The following is a 16842-nucleotide window of genomic DNA, read 5'->3' as shown; positions in this document are numbered from 1 at the left end:
AGACGCTGATCTGCGGCCACACTTCTCCCCGAGGGCCGGTCCGCCCGCCGTGGGACCACCCCCTGTTACCGGCTGACCGCTGTCCCGGTCAACACGCGCGCCCCCGCGTACCCGGTCGTGCCCCGGCCGGGGGCGGCGTCGCCGCCCCCGGATACGTGTTTTTCGGATGCCCGGTCACGCCCGCAACTCCAGGACGGCGCGGTAGGCGGCGGTGATCGCCGCGTCGGCGTAGGCGGCCGGCACCGAGTCGGAGTTGGCGATCGCGATCCGGCCGAACCGGCGGCGGGCCAGGGTGGCGGGCAGCGGCCCGTGGGGGTAGAAGTCGAGGTTCCACGGGGTGGCGTACTCCGGCGCGTAGCCGTGGCCCCACCGGTTGATCGTGATCGCCTGGATGTCGCGGGTCGCGTCGAAACCGCCCGGCCCGAGCAGGCGGGTGAGCTGGTCGCGGATGCTGTACTCCAGGTGGCTGTAGGGCGTCGCGAGCAGCTCGTAGCGCCCGGCGACCGCGCCGTCGGAGGGTGACATGCCCCGTACGGCCGGCGTGCGGACCATGTGCACGTTGATCGGCTCGTGGGGCCTCCTCGGGCACCGGTAGTCCCCGATGCCGACCGGGTGGTCCAGTTCGGCCACGCACCAGTAGGCGCCGGTGAAGCGGGTGCGGTGGACGCCCACCCTCCTCCAGGACTCCCAGCCGCGGAGCTGGACCGTCGCGTACAGCAGCGGCACCTTGACGGCGCCTCGGAGCGCCCGATCCTGGTCGGGGGGGAGCCCGGCGACCAGATGGGGGATCATCATGTTCCAGCAGGCCATGATCACGTTGGCGGCCTGGACGGTCCGCACCCTCTCGCCGTCGAAGTAGCCGACCGTGGCGGTGGCGGCCGTGTCGGGATCGCCGTCGTTGGCCGCCGAGACCACCGGGCTGGACAGGCGGACGCGGACCCCGTTGCCCGGCAGGTCGAGCCTGTCGTAGTCGAACCCCGCGGTGGTGACGCCCTCCATGTCGCCGGCCGTGGCGAAGCCCGGGACCATCCGGGCGATCATCATCCGGACCAGCGCCTGGTTGCCCTCGGGGAAGTGGTGGACGCGCGGGTCGTCGGCGCCCCAATTCTTGATCATGCTCGGCGAGTTGTACTCGGACGGCTTGGCGCGGTCGAGCCCCAGCCCGCCGAACCCCGGATAGCCGTGGCCGCCGGCGCTGCCCCAGGCGTCGATCGCGCCGAAGGCGTCGGAGCCGTAGCCCCACTCGTCGTTCGGCATGGTCTGGACGAACCCCAGCACGTCCGGGTGGACCTTGCAGACGTCCCTGAGGAAGCCCGCGTAGGTCAGCCTGGACAGCCGCTCCTTCTTCTCGCCGTCCGACAGGCCGGGGAACCAGTCGGGCGGGTCTCCGTACAGCATGAGCAGGTCCCTCCTGGCCTGCTCGGCGACGGGTAACTCCGCGACCCACCGGGAGGTCCCCTTGCCCGGGGTGAAGACCACCAGCCTGTCGGCCGAGAAGGTCTCCCGGTCGCAGAAGACGCTGTCGTACATCTTGAGCCCGGGGTAGAGCCCGTCGTCGAAGCAGTCACCCAGCCTCTGGAGCCCCACCCCGAGCTTGTCGAGCAGGTCCCTGCCCTCGGGGGTCCACGCCGAGGGCGCCTCGATCGACGGGGATCCGCCGTACCCGACCAGTGGTCCCCGGCGTCCCCGGGGGTGGAACTCGTTGCGCCGGGCGTGGCCGCCGAAATCGTCGTGGTTGTCCAGGATCAGGATCCGGGCGCCGGGGTCGCCCTCCAGCCACCGGTGGGCCGCGCTCACCCCGCTGATCCCGCCACCCACCACGATCAGGTCGTAGCGCTCGCCGGTGGGCTTGGGGGTGCCCGCGTGTCTCCAGAACCTGTTGTCGCGCAGGGCGTGTGGCACGCTGAGGGCCTCGGGAGTGTTGCCCTGGAGTCCGGTGAGGGTGGGGGGGTAATAGGACCCCTGAGGGCCTCTCGGGGCCTGTACGGCGCCGCCCGCCCCTGTCGCGCCCGTCCCTGTCGCCGTCCGGGTTCCTCGGGGCAGGGGGGTGGCCGGACCCAGCGCGGCCACCCCGGCGACCGCGGCCACGCCGTCGAAGAAGTCACGGCGGGAGATATGCCGGTCCATGCCCAGATCTCGGGCCCTGCGGGAAGTGATCTCCTGGGGATCGGTCATGGGGTGATCATCACGATCCGGCCGACCGGCCACGGCCGCCTCGCGGTGGTCCCGGGAACTTTTTACCCGCCGTATTGAAACGCTATTCGCGATATCGGTAGGACGGGCGTCATGACACGTCCGCCGGAAACGCGGCCAATAGGCGTGCGGTTCCGCGCTCCACGGGGGAACCCCGCCGCCACGGTGATCGTTGTCGGTTCGAAGACGGAGAGCGCGGGTGCGCGGCGACGGCCCGGCGGCCCGATGTCCCACCACGGCGGGTGGTGGAACGAGGCATGCCGGGGTAGCGTCCGCGGACGTGGATCTGTTTCACGATGGGACGGGGGCCTCGCGTGGTGGGTAAGCAGGGCAGGGTCACCGGCAGGATCGGCCCCGGCCTGGTCGGGGAGGTGATGCTGGAGGTCCGCGGCGGTGTCGAGGCCTTCTACGCGCACTCCACGATCCCCGACGAGGTGATCTTTGCCGGTTCGATCGTCGTCGTCGTGGAGTACTTCCCGCCCCGCACGGTCTACGTCGCCCGCGCGCTCGTCTGACCCCCCTCATCTCCCACCGTGGAGGCTGCATTGCCCACCGAGTCCTACCTCGTCGCCGGCGTCGTCCTCGCCGCCCTCGTCATCCTCATCCTGCTGTTCAAGGCCGTCTGGCGGGTGGCCGAACCCAACGAGGCGCTGATCATCTCCGGTCTCGGCGCCCGCGGCAGGACCGAGCTGACCGACAGCCTCGGCTTCAAGATCATCACCGGCAAGGGCACCTCCGTGCTCCCCGGCTTCCAGACCGCCCGCCGCCTGCGCCTGGACAGCCGCGCGGCCAACCTCCAGGTCTCCTGTGTCACCCAGCAGGGCATCCCGGTGGTCGTGCGGGGCGTGGTGATCTACAAGGTCGGTGACGACCTGCACTCCATCGCCAACGCCGCCCGCCGCTTCCTCGACCAGCAGGACTCGATGAACGGCGCCATCCACGAGCTGTTCACCGGTCACCTGCGCTCGATCATCGGCAACCTGACCGTCGAGGACCTCATCCTCAACCGCGAGCGGCTCACCGGGGAGACCCGCGCCTCGGCCGCCGACGAGATGATCAAACTCGGCCTGATCGTCGACTCCCTGCAGATCCAGGAGATCGACGACGAGACCGGCTACATCACCAACCTGGGCAAGCCGCACGCCGCCAGGATCGCCGCCTCCGCCCGCATCGCCGAGGCCCAGCGCGACCAGGAGGCCACCGAGGCCGAGCAGGTCGCCGCGGCCAACAAGGCGGCCGCCTGGCGCGACGCCCAGATCAAGCAGGCCGCCTACCAGGCGGAGATCGACGAGGCGCAGGCCAGGTCCCGCCAGGCGGGCCCGCTCTCGGAGGCGTCCGCCCGTCAGGAGGTCGTGGTCCAGGAGACCCGCGCCGCCGAACTGGAGGCGGCGCTGGCCGAGCAGCGGCTCCAGGCCCAGGTCCGCAAGCCCGCCGACGCCAGGGCGTACGAGACCGTGACGCTCTCCCAGGCCGAGCGCGACGCCCGCATCGCCCAGGCCGAGGCCGAGGCCCGCGAGACCGAGCTCCGCGCCGTGGCGCAGGCGTCCCAGGTCAAGCAGGCCGCCGCGGCCGAGGCGGAGTCGGTACGGCTGCGCGGCCTCGCGGCGGCCGAGGCGACCAAGGCCACCGGTCTCGGTGAGGCCGAGGCCGCCAAGGCCCGGGGTCTGGCCGCGGCCGAGGCCGCCAAGGCGCAGGGGCTCGCGGAGGCCGAGGCGGCCAGGGCGAAGGGCCTGGCAGAGGCGGACGCGATCCGCGCCCGGTCCGAGGCCCTCGCCGAGAACCAGGAGGCGGTCATCGCCCAGCAGCTCGCCGAGAACTGGCCGCGGATCGTGGAGGCGGGGGCGCGGGCCTTCGGCAACGTCGACCACATGGTGGTCCTCAACGGAGCCCAGGGGATCGAGGAGATGCTGGCCAAGGCGCTCACCCTCGGCGGCACCGGCCTCGGTCTCGCCCGCTCCCTGCTGAACGGCGCCACCCCCGCCTCGGGGGGCGGTCCCGAGGCCAACGGCAAGGCCGTCGACCCCGCCCCCTGAGGCGGGGACGCCGGGGAGCGCCCGCCCGTCCCCACCCGTACGGGCCCGAGGCCGCGGCGGCTCAGGGCCGGTAGCGGCTCAGCATGGTGGCGACGCACGACGGGCGGGCGGCGCCCTCCACCGTGATCTCGACGATCCAGGCCGCGTCGACGTCGCCGCCCCGATCCGTCACCGTGTCGAGCCGGACCGTGCCGCGGACCCGGGCTCCGGCCGGGACGGTGGCGGGGAATCGGACCCGGTCCAGACCGTAGTTGATCGCGTACGAGACGCCGGTCGTGGTCTGCAGCTCGTCCAGGACCCACGAGCACAGCGCCAGGGTGAGGAACCCGTGCGCGATCGTCCGGCCGAACGGCCCCCGCCGGGCCCGCTCGACGTCGGTGTGGATCCACTGCTCGTCGCCGGTGATCCGGCCGAACGCGGTGACGTCGTCCTGGGTGACCGTACGCCACCCGGTCGGGCCGAGCCGGATCCCCACGGACCCGGCGAGGTCGCGGAGTCCGTGGAAGACGTGCCGTTCCGGTGCCGGGCGCGCGGCCGTGTCCGGGCCGGGCGCGGCGGCGCCTCCGGTGCCGGTCACGGCGATCCGCGGGTGAGCAGGACCTGGCCGGTCATGATGGCCGAGTCGTCGGAGCTGAGAAAGGCGATCACCTTCGCGATGTCCTCGGGGGTGGCGACCCGGCCCAGTGCCGCCTTGGCGGCCGAGTTCGCCTTGAACTCCTCGTAGTCGAGGCCGATCCGCTGCGCGGTCGCGCGGGTCATCTCGGTCTCGACGAACCCGGGGGCGACGGCGTTGACGTTGACGCCGAACTTGCCGAGCTCGATGGCGAGGGTCTTGGCGAGGCCCTCGATTCCCGCCTTGGCGGCCGAGTAGTTCGCCTGTCCCCGGCTGCCGCCCGCGGAGTCCGACGACAGGAACACCATCTTCCCGTGGCGCTGGGCGACCATCGGGCGCTGCACGGCCCGCGCGCAGTTGAAGGTGCCGGTCAGATGGGTGTCGATGACCGATCTCCAGTCGTCGTCACTCATCTTGAACAGCAGGTTGTCACGGAGCACGCCCGCGCAGGTGACCAGGATGTCCACCCGGCCGTGGTCCTGGCAGAGCCGCTCGACGGTCGCGTCGACGCTCCGCGCGTCGCTCACGTCGCACGCGTAGGACGTCGCCTCGCCGCCCAGCTCCCGTAGCCGGGTGGCGACCTTCTCGGCCGCCGCGTGGTTGAGGTCGACGACACCGACCACGGCGCCCTCGGCGGCCAGCAGTTCGGCGACGGAGGCGCCGATGCCCCCGGCCGCGCCGGTGACAAGGGCCACGCGCCTGGCGAATCTCATCGGATTTCCTCTCCGGGGGATGAGCCGGTGGATCTCATGCCGCTCCGTTCCTCTACTGGTCTTCTCTTCTTCTACCGGTCTTCCGGATCCTGGGCCGCGAGGGGCGCGGCGGATCCGGGGGGCTGTTCGGAAGGGGCCGGTCGTAGCAGGCCCTCCGCCCAGGTGGAACCGCTGAGGCGGTCGTAGACGGCGCGGATGCGCTTCTGCGCGGCCGTGCCCATGGCGGTGGTGACCGAGGCCACGAGCGCCTCGATGAGGGCCACGACCCCGGCACGCGAGTCGAAGGGGCCGACCCCCGCGGTGTCGCAGACGAACACGTAGCGGGCGTGGTCGGCCGCCGGGGAGATCCACTTGTCGGTGAAGAGCACGACCGTGGCGTGCTGACCGGCCGCCTGCCTGACGTAGTCGATGGTTCCGCGCTGGTAGCGACGGAAGTCGAAGGCCACGATGACGTGCCGCCGGGTGACGTCGAGAAGCTCGACGGAAAAACCGCTGGGGTTGGCGCGGACGTGACGGACGTCGCCGCGGAGCTGGCTCAGCAGGCTCAGCAGGTGGAGGCTGCAGACGTCGCTCTCGAACCCGCCGAGGGTGAGAACGGGTCTTTTGATGTCCGACAGCAGCGCCACGACCTCGTCGAACTCGGAGCGCTCGACGTGCTCGGCGGTCTCGGCCACGTTCTCCGAGAGGCGGCTGAGGACGGCGCCGAGATCGTCGTCCTTCCCGTCCCGCTGCCCCTCACCTCCGGCTCTGGTGGAGGGCTCGCTCATCCGGGCGTAGACCTCGTCGAGCAGCGCCCGCTGGAAGTCCGCGTACGCGTTGTAGCCGAGTTTGGCCAGCAGCCGCAGCACGGTCGGCGCGCTGACCTGGGCGCGTTCGGACAGCTTGGGGAGGGATTCAAGGCCGGCGATGGGATACTGCGAGATCAGTATTCGTACGACTTTGCGCTCCGCGGCGGTGAGCTGCGGCCCGCGCAGGCGGAGCAGCTCGCTCACCGTACGGCCCGCGGCCGGCGCCTGGTCGTCACTCTGCGTCATGGCGCCATCTGTTCGGGGATCTGTTCATGATCACTCTCAGTGGATGGGAGGGGTACGGCGGCGGGGGTGGTCCGGCCGCGCTCCGGGTGTGCCGGTCGCGGGATCACCAGTGCATCACCGACGAGCACGTCTGTCTCGCGAACGAACAGGGGATTGACGTCGATCGCCGCCACCTGTTCCCGTAGGGCGACGGCCACGTCGCCGAGCCGGACCAGGAAGGAGGCGACGGCGGAGAGATCCACCGCCGGACGCCCCCGGGCCCCCCGCAGGATCTTCACGCCTCGAAGATTCTCCACCATCGCGAGCGCGCCCGCGTGGTCCAGCGGGGGAATTCCCAGACTGGTGTCGTCGAGGACCTCGGCGAACACGCCGCCCATGCCGACCATGACGGCGGGCCCCCACCGAGGGTCGACCACGACGCCCGCGATCAGTTCGGCGACCGGCCTGATGTGCCGCGCGACGAGGACGCCGTCGATGGGCAGATCACCCGCGACGCGGGCCAGGGTGTCGTACGCCGCGCCCACCTGGCCGGCGTCCCGGAGGTCGAGCAGCACCCCGCCGAGCTCTGACTTGTGGGGGATGTCCGCCGACTGGATCTTCGCCACCACCGGGTAGCCGAGGGCCTCGGCCGCGGCGACCGCCCCCTCGCGGTCGGTGGCCAGCCGCCCCTCGTTCACGGGCAGGCCGTACCGTCCGAGCAGGCCGATGCTCTCGTGCTCGTTGAGCGCCTGGGCGGAGGTCTCCAGGACGGCGTCCCCGGCGTCCCCGGCGTCCACCGGCTCCACGGCCCGGGTGGCGCGGGCGGTGTTCTCGCCGTACTCGGCGAGGTGGCCGAGGGTTCTGACGGCCTGGGCGAGGCCGTCGCAGACGTGCAGGCCGCGCCCGTGGAAGTAGGCCTGGCGGGAGGTGTCCACGTCTCCGGCGAGGGTGCCGGCGAGCAGAATCGGAATCGACGGCGCGGCGATCGCGTCGGCGATGCCGCGCATCCGCTCGGCGATGTCGTCGAGCTCCCCCTCCGAGGCGGGGGGAAGGTCCAGGTTGACGATCATGGCGTCGTAGACGCCGGCCTGGGCGAGCTCGCTCACGCACGCCCGCAGCAGGTCCGGGTCGTCGACGATGGCGCCGGTCGTGTCCAGCGGGTTCTGCGGCGTGCCGAACGAGGGGAGGACCGAGGTCAGGCGGTCCCGCACCCCGGGCGGGATCTCCGGCAGGGTGAGCGAGGTCTCCTGGACCAGGTCGGCGGCCATGCCGCAGGCCCCGCCCGAGGCGCTGACCACGGCCACCCGCCGTCCCCGGGGCCAGCCGGCCGTCGCGAACGCCGCCGCCGTCTCGACGAGGTCCTCCGGGGTGGAGACCCTGGTCACCCCGAGGTCGCCGAAGACCGCGTCCACCAGCCGGTCGTCGCCGGTCAGGGCGCCCGTGTGCGCCAGCGCCGCCCGCGCGGCGATCTCCGAACGGCCCGCCTTGACGGCGACGATGGGCTTGCCCAGCTCACGGGCCCGCTCCGCGACCCGCCTGAAGTGCTCGGGCTCCCGGATGCCCTCCAGATACATGGCGATCACCCGCACCGCCGGATGCTCGATGAGCTCCTCGGCGATCGACGCCGAGGTGAACATCGCCTCGTTCCCGACCGAGACGAGGTGGGACAGGCCGAGGGAACGGCGCTGGGCGGCCCGGTGGATCAGCTGGAGCAGGGCGCCGCTCTGGCTGATCACCGCGACGGCTCCCGGCTCCATCGGCGGGCTGACCCGGTCCGCGAACGTGGCCAGCCCGGAGTGGTAGTCGATGAGGCCGAGGCAGTTGGGGCCGAGAAGCGCGATGTCGAGCTCCTCGCAGCGGCGCAGCAGCGCCGCCTGGTGCGCGGCACCCTCCGCCCCCTTCTCACCGAGCCCGGAGGTGAGCGCGACGATCGAGGTGACCTTCTTCTTCCCGCACTGCTCGACGATGTCGTCGAGTCGCGCGCTGGAGGTCATCACGAAGGCCAGGTCCACCGGGCCCGGCACCGCGTCCAGATCGGGGTGGCAGGGGCGCCCGAACTGCCGGCTCCTGGTGGGGTTGACCAGGTGGACGTCGCCGTCGAAGCCGAAGCCCGCGAGGTTCCGGACGAGGTGCCGGGACCAGAAGGACTGCTCGCTCACCCCGACGAGGGCGACGGACCTGGCCTGAAGCAGCCGGCCGAACCGAGGCGTCACCTGTCCTCACCCGGCCCGGATCCGGATCCGGCGAGACGGAAGAACGGGCGGGCGGGGTCGCCGGTGACGGCGAGGACCACCTCGTCGCCGATGGCGACCTCCCCGGCTCGCTCACCGATGATCTCTGTGATCATTCTGGGCCCCTCCGCGAGGTCGACGAGGGCGATCACGTAGGTTCCGCCGCCGCGTTCGTGGATCGTGGTGTGGCTGTGCACCGTCGCCCGCCCCCGGGCGGTGACCCAGGTCAGGCGCTCGCCGCCGCAGGCCGTACAGACCGCGCGGGGGTAGAAGAGGTGCTGTCCGCAGTCGTCGCACCTCGGCATGTCCAGCCGGCCCTCGCCGAGCGCGGCCCAGAACGGCCGGGAGTCCGCGTCCTCGTAGGCCGATGGGTAGACCCTGGTCATCAGTCTCTCCCGAGTATGAGCGTCGATGTCGCGCTGAGTTCGCCACCCGTGCCGTGGGCCAGGGCGAGCTCGGCGCCGGGCACCTGACGGTCCCCGCACGCTCCCCTGAGCTGCCGGACCGCCTCGATGATGGTGAAGATTCCGTACTCTCCGGGGTGGCAGTAGGAGAGTCCGCCGCCGTTGGTGTTGGTCGGCAGGTCGCCGCCTGGCGCGGTCCGCCCCTCGGCGACGAGGGCGCCCGCCTCACCGGGGCCGCAGAGGCCGAGCGACTCCATGGTCAGCAGCACGGTGACGGTGAAGGAGTCGTAGATCTGGAAGACGTCGATGTCGCCGATGCCGACACCGGCCTCACCGAGGGCCCGCGCGCCGCTGGAGGCGGCGGCGGTCCGGGTCAGCTCGGGCATCGACGAGACGTTCATGTGGGTGGAGGCGTCGCCGTGGCCGAGAATGAACACCGGGCGTTCCGGCAGGTCGCGGGCGCGATCCTCGCCCACCAGGACGATCGCCCCGCCGCCGTCGGTCACCAGGCAGCAGTCCAGCGCGTGCAGCGGATCGGCGATCATGCGGGAGTTCAGCACGTCGTCGACGGTGAGCGGGTCCCGCCGGTAGGCGGCGGGGTTGAGCCCGGCCCACTGCCGGGCGGCGACGGCGACCGCGGCGAGCTGTTCGGAGGTCGCCCCGTGCTCGTGGAGGTAACGCCGTGCGGCGAGCGCGTACGCGGTGATGGGGAACGGGGCGCCCCACATGCGCTCGTACTGGCCGGGACCGTACACCGGCTCCGAGGGTGCGCCCGGCGGGTTCCAGCTCCGGGGGGCTCGCGCGTAGCCCACCACGACGACCTCGGCCCGGCCGTCCCTGATCGCCTGGGCGGCGTGCGCGGCCTGTGACAGGAAGGACGCCCCGCCCAGGGCGGTGGTGTCGTGGTAGGTCGGCCGGATGCCGAGATATTCGGCCATGCGGACGCTGGGGGCGTATTCCCCGGCGAGATCCGAGGTGCAGTAGCCGTCCACGTCGGCCAGGCTCAGCCCGGCCTCCCCGAGCGCCCGGGTCACCGCCTGCGCCTGAAGCGCCGTCGGCGTCCTCCCCGTGATGCCGAGATCCGACTCCGCGACCCCCGCGATGGCCACCCGACCGCTCATCCGTGCCCTCACCAGCCTCTCCACCCGGCGGCCCGTCTTGTCCCGGCCACGTCGAAACTGTAGCACAACATTACATCTTGTACCGAATATGGCAATCCTGTAATGTTCGTGACGTGCCCGAGGGTGGCATCGAGTCATCGCGCCTCCCGGTCGGCGAGGCCAGGGGCGCAGTATGCAGGGAGTCATTCATGACAGGCCGCTATGACGTCATCGTGGTGGGCGCGGGGATTACCGGTTGCGTGACGGCCGCCGAGTTGGCCGCACGCGGTTTCGAGGTGCTGGTCGTCGACAAGGACGACATCGCCTACGAGGCCTCCGGCCGGAACATGGGTGCCATCGGGATCCTCGGAAAGTACGCCTCCGACATCGCCGGCGCCAGCGTGGAGAAGTGGGACAGGGCCGCGAGCGAGCTGCCCACGCCCTTCGAGTACCAGAAGATGGGGCGGCTCTGCCCCGCGCACTCGGCCGAGGACATGCTGATCCTTGAGGAGATGCGCGAGACGGCCAAGGACAACGGCATCAAGATCGAAATGCTCTCCGCCTCGGACGTGCGGGAGCGCTTTCCCGAACTCTCCAAGGACATCATCGGCGCCGCCTACAGCGCCGAGGACGCCCTCGTCGACTCGGTGGCCGCGACCAATGCCTACGCCGCGCTGGCCCGCGGGCGGGGGGTCCACTTCCGGATGGGCGAGACGGTCAGCCGGGTGCGCACGCGTCAGGGGGCCGTCGCCGGCGTCGAGCTGCTGTCCGGAGAGGTCGTCACCGCCAAGAAGGTGCTCCTGGCCGCCGGGGTCTGGACGACCAGGCTCCTCGACCGGCTCCGCATCCGCCTCCCCATGCAGCTGGTCTGCATCTACCACGGGGAGACCCAGCCGATCGAGCGGAGCTTCGACTACTTCCTGCGCGGCCCGGACTACGGCGCCCGGCAGATGTCCGACGGGGTGATCCGGGTCACCGGCGGATACCGGACGCTCGGCGCCGGTCACTACCTGAGCTTTCACGACTTCCGCGACATGCTGATCTGGATCCCGAGGCTCATCGACCGCCGCAAGGAGGTCCAGTTCCGGTTCGACCCGCGCATCCTCAAGTCCGAGATCCAGGCCTCCCTGGGCGCGGCCCCGGCGCCGAGCGGGTTCGACCCGCTGGTGCCCCAGAAGTTCCCGAGGCGGAAGCTCGCGGCGCTCCAGGGCGTTCTCCCCGGTGTCGGTCACGCGCGGATCGTGCGGACCATCGCCGGACTGGTCGACATGACCGCCGACGCGCTGCCCGTCCTCGGGCCGATCGAGCGTCTCGACGGCCTCTACGTGGCGACCGGCTTCAGCGGGCAGGGCTTCGGGCTCGGCCCGGTGGTGGGCGAGCTGCTCGCCCAGTCCATGTCGGGTGAGCCGACCTCGCTCCCCCTGCACCCCTACCGCTGGTCGCGTTTCCAGGACCGCAAGCAGATCCCCGTGCCTCACCGGCTCGTGTGAGATCCGTACGAGCGAGGAGAAGATCCGTGAACCCCGATGAGGAACGCCGCCTGACCGAGTTCAGGGCCACCGTACGCCGATGGGTGGCCGAGAACCGGGTGGACGGGCTGCCCAAGGACGGCGACGTCTGGACCAGGGACGTCGGCCCGGAGATGGCCGAATGGCTGGAGCGCCTGCGGCGGCGCGGCTGGCTCTGCCTGCACTGGCCGGTCGAGTACGGCGGCGCGGGCATGGGCCCGCTGGAGCTGGCCGTCCTGGACGAGGAGTTCGCCGTGGCGGGCGTGCCCCGGCCCATGCTGGGCTTCGGTGAGGCGCTGGTCGGCCCGGCCATCATCGCGCACGGCACCGAGGAGCAGCGCAGGCGGCTGCTGCCCCGCATCGTCAGCCGCCAGGACGTGTACTGCCAGGGGTTCTCCGAACCCGACGCGGGCTCCGACCTGGCCGGCGTGCGGACCCGGGGGGTCGTGGACGGCGACACCCTGTCGATCACCGGGCAGAAGACCTGGACCTCGGAGGCGCACGGCGCCGACATGTGCTTCGTGTTGTGCAGGACCGACCCTGAGGCCCAGAAGCACCAGGGGCTGACCTTCGTCCTGGTCCCCATGACCGGCAACAACGTCGAGGTCCGCCCCATCCGGCAGATGGACGGCCGCCTGGACTACAGCGAGGTGTACTTCGACGACTCGAAGGCCTCGATCTCCGACGTCATCGGCGGACTCGGCAACGGCTGGCGCGTCACCATGACCACGCTCGGCGCCGAGCGCTCCATGGGCTACGCCTTCCGGCACTTCGAATTCCTCGACGAGTTCAGGGACGTGCTGGCGGTCGTGCGCGAGGACGGCAGGGCCGATGATCCGCTGGTGCGCCAGGGCCTGGCGGAGGCGTACACGCTGCTGGAGGTCGTGCGCTTCCTCGGCCGCAGCCGGCTCGACCGCCTCGCCGCGTCCGAGCCCGAGGGCCCCGAGATGATCATGTACAAGCTGCTCTGGTCGGAGGCCCATCGCCGGATGGGCGAGATCTACATGGACGCGGTCGGCCCCCGGGCGGCGCTGCGCCCGGCCGGGAAGGACTACTCGGTGGACATCTGGCACGACGTCCTGTTCAAGGGCCAGGCGGAGACCATCTACGCCGGCACCAGCGAGATCCAGCGCAACATCATCGCCGAGCGACTGCTCGGCCTCCCGAGGCGGTGACCTTGTGACCCTTGCCGGATACACGGATGAGCAGAAGGAGTTCCAGCGACTCGTCCGTCAGATAGTGAACGATCGGGACACCCTCGCCGCAGCCCGGGAGGTGGACTCCGCCGGATGCTACGGAGACTCCTGGCGCGGCCTCGCCGAGGAGACCGGGCTCGCGGGGGTCGCCGTCGCCGAGGAGCACGGCGGCGCGGGGCTCCCCGCCGAGATGATGTTCGTCATCGCCGAGGAACTCGGCCGGGGACTCTTCGCCGGCCCCTACCTCACCAGTTGCGTGATGGCCTCCTCGCTCCTGCAGTCCTACAGCGACGGCCCCGGCCGCGCGCCGCTCCTTGAGTCGATCGCCTCCGGGGCGGTCACCGCGACCCTGGCGTGGGTGGAGAACCCGGTGAGCTGGCTGGTGAGCGACACCGTCGCCACCCGCGCGGTGTCCACCGGCTCCGGCGGCCACCGCCTGGACGGCGTCAAGCGCCTCGTGGTCGACGGCGTCACCGCGGACGTGGTTCTCGTCCTGGCCGCGAAGGAGGACGGCGACCTCGGCCTGTTCGCGGTGGGGACGTCCGCCGCCTCGGTCACGGTCACGCCGTCCGAGACGCTCGACCTCACGCTGCGCCTGGCCGAGCTGCGCTTCGAGAACGCCCCCGCCACCGAGATCCCGCTCACCGCCGGGGCGGTCGAGGCGCTGGAGGGGACCCTCGACCTGGCCCGGCTGGCCGTCGCGGCGGCCCAGGTCGGCGCGGCCCGCCGCTGCCTGGAGCTCTCCGTCGACTACGCCAAGACCCGGCACCAGTTCGAAAAGCCGATCGGCACCTTCCAGGCCGTCAAGCACCTGTGCGCGGACATGGCCGTGGCGGTGGAGTCCGCCTGGGCCTCGGTCGCGTTCGCGGTCCGCTCCCTGGAGTCCGAGCCCGAACGGCTGCGCACCCTGTCGCCCCTGGTCTCCGCCTACGTCTGCGACGTCTACCGCGCCGTCACCCGCGACACCGTCCACGTCCACGGTGGCATCGGCTTCACCTGGGAGCACGACGCCCACCTGTACTTCAAGCACGCCCAGTCGACGGCCGCCCTCTTCGGCACCCCCGCCGAGCTGAGAGAACTCCTCGCCACGAGGGTGGGTTTCGCCGGAGCCTTCACCCCGATCGGCTTCGGCGACCCGGCCTGACCACCCGACCGGTACCCCTCGCCCCCGTTGGGAACGAGGGGTACCGGCCGCCTCAGACGGCGGGCCCGGTGCGGCGACGCGCCCCCGCACCGGGCCCGCTCACATTCCCCTGGTCCGGCGCCCGGGTCGACCGCTCGCGATCGCAGTCGAACATGTCGGTGGGCCTCCGTACCCGCCTCGGTTAAGAGAAGCATGGTTATGAGAACTGTGCTTCTCTTAACTCATGACTCAGGGATACGTGGTTTGAGCAGTTGATTCGTGCTCTGGTCACGACATCTTCCGGGGTACCTGAGGGTGCTTCCCGGTGGCGGAGGGCCCTCCTCGCGTCTTCCGGTGGCTGCTCAGGGCCGGTCGGCCGTCGTCAGGGCGTGGAGGTCGCGGGCTGCGGGCAGGGTACGGGCCCTGTCGGGAAGGGTGCTCAGGATCTCTCCCACGAGTTTGCGCCGGGCGGCCGTGACGGGGAGGGCGGCGGTGATGTCGAGGGCGTGGCCGAGCCCTTCGGTCACCTCGCGATCCCGGACCATCCCCCATGCCCGGATGAGACCGATGTTCGCCCGCCCTCCAGCCTTCTCCTGCGGGCACGCCGCGAGGGCCTGCTCCACCAGGGGGGTGGCCGCTGTGGTGTCTCCCAGCTTGGTGAGCGCGAAGGCCTCAGTGAATTGGATGCTCTCCAGCGGCACGCCCCATACGGAGATGTGGTCGTCGGTCACCGCGGCCGGTAGCCGCTCGTAGGCGCCTTTGAGCTCGCCGAGGACTTCGCGGGTGAGGTCGGCCCGTCCCTGCGCGGCGAAAATACAGGCGCGGGTCTTCAACGCCGTGTTCAGGCCAGGGCACGGCCGACCGTCGGCGAGACGCACGGCCTCGTCCAGCAAGGTGTCCGTGACCGGTCCAGGACGGCCCAGATAGAACGAATCCGACGCTTCGCGGGCTCGTACCCAGACGCTCAACTCGCGATCTCCCGAGGCGTCCGCGACCGAGCGGGCCACCCGCCACGAACGCCAGCACGCGCGGGAGCGGGAGGTTTCAGACAGGTCGAGTGCCATGAACGCCGTCAGCTGGGCGTAGACACGCAACAGGGTGGCGTGCTCCGCCGGGGCCTGGGTGCGGGCCAGCACCTGGTCCAGGGCGCGGATGTCGCCTGCCAGATCGGCGACCCTTGAGCCAGGCGGTTCGGTCCACACACCCTGTGCGTAATCCCAGGCGGTCTGCTCCCAGTCGTCCGCGCCGTTCTCGGAGGCGTGCCCCGTGATCTGCCGCAGACCCGCGTGAAGGGCGTCCACCGCGGAGGCGGGAACGCCGGCACCGGCACCCAGCACCGTCAGGATTTGAAGAAGGGCACGACGTTCCACATCATCCTCCTCACGTACCGGGGGATTTATATCCATTTTGCTTCTGCGTAACCGGTCAAGTTCGGCGATAAATATATGGAGCGCCGTAATTTGCCCGTCGGCTCCCAGTGCCTCATCAATCGCCCGGACACTGCTGATATCCGGACGCGATGTGGCACGTTCCCATGCGGAGATCATTGTGTGGTCCACGTGGACGACCCCGGCGATATCGCGCTGTGACAGCTGCCGGACGTCGTCACGCCAGTGACGCATGGTGGCCCCGAGCAGGTGCCAGGGGGAGGCGGCGGGATTAACCGGTTGAGGCGTACGCGGCATTCCGTACTCCAAGGCTGGGGAAGGTTGGGGGAGACGCGCCGTCCCCCGGTAAACCTCTTGGATATCTCGTCTGGTCAATTCCACTATTGCACGGACACCGCGGAAAGCCCCGTGAAATGGCGGACCCGCCCGGCGCTACCAACGTCCGGACGGGTCCTTGATCAGGAAGGGACTCCTGACCCATGGAAGATGTTAGATCCACAATGCCCACATCCACCATTCCCGGGTGGCAGGTGTTTCTCAGTGACAGGGGCCGTTTCTGGGCCAGCCGCCGGAAGCCGTTCTCCGTCGAGGCCATGTACGCCGGGGCCGAGCGGACGGTGGACGCCGACACCTTCGAACAGCTGCGGGCCGAGACCGCCCGCCAGGAGGAGACGGCGACAGTCCAGGCGGTGAGGTCGTGATGTGGCGCCGCGACCCCCACGACTCCCGCCTCTCCGGCACCTCCGGCCGTCACCGCGCCGGGCAGATCCACACCGCCGTGGTACATCGCCGCCTGTGGGACGGCCCCGCCCGCGCCCAGGCCGAACAACTCGCCCAGGCATGGCCGAGCTGGACCGTCCTGTACGGCGTGGGCAGCCGCCGCTTCTACGCCCTGGCCACCTGGCCCGCCCCCGAGCCGCTGATGGTCGAGGCCGCCACCGCCGAGGAGTTGGAGAGGCGGATGTATGAGGCGGTCATGGCCGTGACCACCCGCCGCGAGACCCCCCTCACCGCCCCGGCCACCCCGACCGCTTCGGCACCCCCGATACCTCCGGCATCCTCGCCTCTCCCGACGCCCCTGGCGTCCTCGTCTCCTCCGAGCGGGCGCGGCGGTGTTCCTTCCCCGGCATTCGCCGCCGCGCCGCACCATCCCCGCCACCCCTACCGGGACGCGGCCTAAGGACCGGTGCGGCGGCATCACCTCCCAGGGGACGCCGCACCCCTCACCGTGCGCCCCGGGCCGGAGGGGTCCCGGGTCGCACACCCCTCGCGGCCCTCTCCTGGAGGGGGAAGAGGGCCGCCCGCACCGGCCGGACCGCACCCCGGT

General features: G+C 71.2%; 15 protein-coding genes and 1 pseudogene. 7 read left to right on the top strand and 9 right to left on the bottom strand.

Annotation, left to right across the window (positions count from 1 at the left end; all coding sequences use genetic code 11):
• Positions 1-174: 174 nt before the first annotated feature.
• On the bottom strand, positions 175-2175 hold the full coding sequence (locus tag ACWEF2_RS14570) for an NAD(P)-binding protein (RefSeq protein WP_453815307.1): 2001 nt from the start codon (positions 2173-2175) through the stop codon (positions 175-177).
• Positions 2176-2507: 332 nt separating this feature from the next.
• On the opposite strand from ACWEF2_RS14570, the gene ACWEF2_RS14565 reads away from it, so the two are divergent.
• A complete protein-coding gene (locus ACWEF2_RS14565; RefSeq protein WP_453815305.1) occupies positions 2508-2708 on the top strand; it encodes a hypothetical protein in 201 nt (66 codons plus the stop codon).
• 30 nt (positions 2709-2738) lie between these two features.
• On the top strand, positions 2739-4226 hold the full coding sequence (locus ACWEF2_RS14560; protein ID WP_453815303.1) for an SPFH domain-containing protein: 1488 nt from the start codon (positions 2739-2741) through the stop codon (positions 4224-4226).
• 61 nt (positions 4227-4287) lie between these two features.
• Here ACWEF2_RS14560 and ACWEF2_RS14555 read toward each other — a convergent pair whose 3' ends face one another.
• The 6 genes from ACWEF2_RS14555 to ACWEF2_RS14530 form a co-directional block, all read right to left on the bottom strand.
• Positions 4288-4803, bottom strand: a complete 516-nt coding sequence (locus ACWEF2_RS14555; protein WP_453815301.1) for a MaoC family dehydratase — start codon at positions 4801-4803, stop codon at positions 4288-4290.
• Entirely contained in the window at positions 4800-5552 is a 753-nt protein-coding gene (fabG, locus tag ACWEF2_RS14550; RefSeq protein ID WP_453815299.1) for a 3-oxoacyl-ACP reductase FabG, read from the bottom strand. Before fabG ends, ACWEF2_RS14555 begins: the two co-directional genes overlap by 4 nt.
• 71 nt (positions 5553-5623) lie before the next feature.
• Complete coding sequence (locus tag ACWEF2_RS14545; protein WP_453815297.1) at positions 5624-6586, bottom strand: MurR/RpiR family transcriptional regulator; 963 nt, start codon at positions 6584-6586, stop codon at positions 5624-5626.
• Positions 6583-8778, bottom strand: a complete 2196-nt coding sequence (locus tag ACWEF2_RS14540) for an acetate--CoA ligase family protein (protein WP_453815295.1) — start codon at positions 8776-8778, stop codon at positions 6583-6585. Before ACWEF2_RS14540 ends, ACWEF2_RS14545 begins: the two co-directional genes overlap by 4 nt.
• Positions 8775-9182 (bottom strand): Zn-ribbon domain-containing OB-fold protein, encoded by a 408-nt coding sequence (locus ACWEF2_RS14535; RefSeq protein ID WP_453815294.1) that lies wholly within the window; start codon positions 9180-9182, stop codon positions 8775-8777. Before ACWEF2_RS14535 ends, ACWEF2_RS14540 begins: the two co-directional genes overlap by 4 nt.
• Positions 9182-10321: an acetyl-CoA acetyltransferase gene (locus ACWEF2_RS14530; RefSeq protein ID WP_453815292.1), complete on the bottom strand. Its 1140-nt coding sequence runs from the start codon at positions 10319-10321 to the stop codon at positions 9182-9184. Before ACWEF2_RS14530 ends, ACWEF2_RS14535 begins: the two co-directional genes overlap by 1 nt.
• Positions 10322-10509: 188 nt before the next feature.
• On the opposite strand from ACWEF2_RS14530, the gene ACWEF2_RS14525 reads away from it, so the two are divergent.
• The 3 genes from ACWEF2_RS14525 to ACWEF2_RS14515 are packed head-to-tail and all read left to right on the top strand — an operon-like array spanning position 10510 to position 14148.
• Positions 10510-11790: an NAD(P)/FAD-dependent oxidoreductase gene (locus ACWEF2_RS14525; RefSeq protein WP_453815290.1), complete on the top strand. Its 1281-nt coding sequence runs from the start codon at positions 10510-10512 to the stop codon at positions 11788-11790.
• Positions 11791-11816: 26 nt separating this feature from the next.
• Positions 11817-12983: an acyl-CoA dehydrogenase family protein gene (locus ACWEF2_RS14520; protein WP_453815288.1), complete on the top strand. Its 1167-nt coding sequence runs from the start codon at positions 11817-11819 to the stop codon at positions 12981-12983.
• Between the two features lie 4 nt (positions 12984-12987).
• Entirely contained in the window at positions 12988-14148 is a 1161-nt protein-coding gene (locus tag ACWEF2_RS14515; RefSeq protein WP_453815286.1) for an acyl-CoA dehydrogenase family protein, read from the top strand.
• Positions 14149-14489: 341 nt separating this feature from the next.
• On the opposite strand, the gene ACWEF2_RS14510 is transcribed toward ACWEF2_RS14515, so the two are convergent.
• Both ACWEF2_RS14510 and ACWEF2_RS14505 read right to left on the bottom strand, forming a co-directional pair.
• A complete protein-coding gene (locus ACWEF2_RS14510; RefSeq protein ID WP_453815612.1) occupies positions 14490-15497 on the bottom strand; it encodes a hypothetical protein in 1008 nt (335 codons plus the stop codon).
• Between the two features lie 102 nt (positions 15498-15599).
• Positions 15600-15749, bottom strand: a pseudogene (locus ACWEF2_RS14505) (helix-turn-helix domain-containing protein); the annotation flags it as partial.
• 266 nt (positions 15750-16015) lie between these two features.
• Here ACWEF2_RS14505 and ACWEF2_RS14500 point away from each other — a divergent pair.
• Positions 16016-16216, top strand: coding sequence for a hypothetical protein (locus ACWEF2_RS14500; RefSeq protein ID WP_453815284.1), 201 nt, complete (start codon positions 16016-16018; stop codon positions 16214-16216).
• A complete protein-coding gene (locus ACWEF2_RS14495) occupies positions 16213-16695 on the top strand; it encodes a hypothetical protein (protein ID WP_453815282.1) in 483 nt (160 codons plus the stop codon). Before ACWEF2_RS14500 ends, ACWEF2_RS14495 begins: the two co-directional genes overlap by 4 nt.
• Positions 16696-16842: the final 147 nt, after the last annotated feature.

Source organism: Streptosporangium sp. NPDC004631, assembly GCF_053601935.1.
Note: the sequence above shows the minus strand (reverse complement) of the source record. Positions and strands in the feature narration are given on the sequence as shown.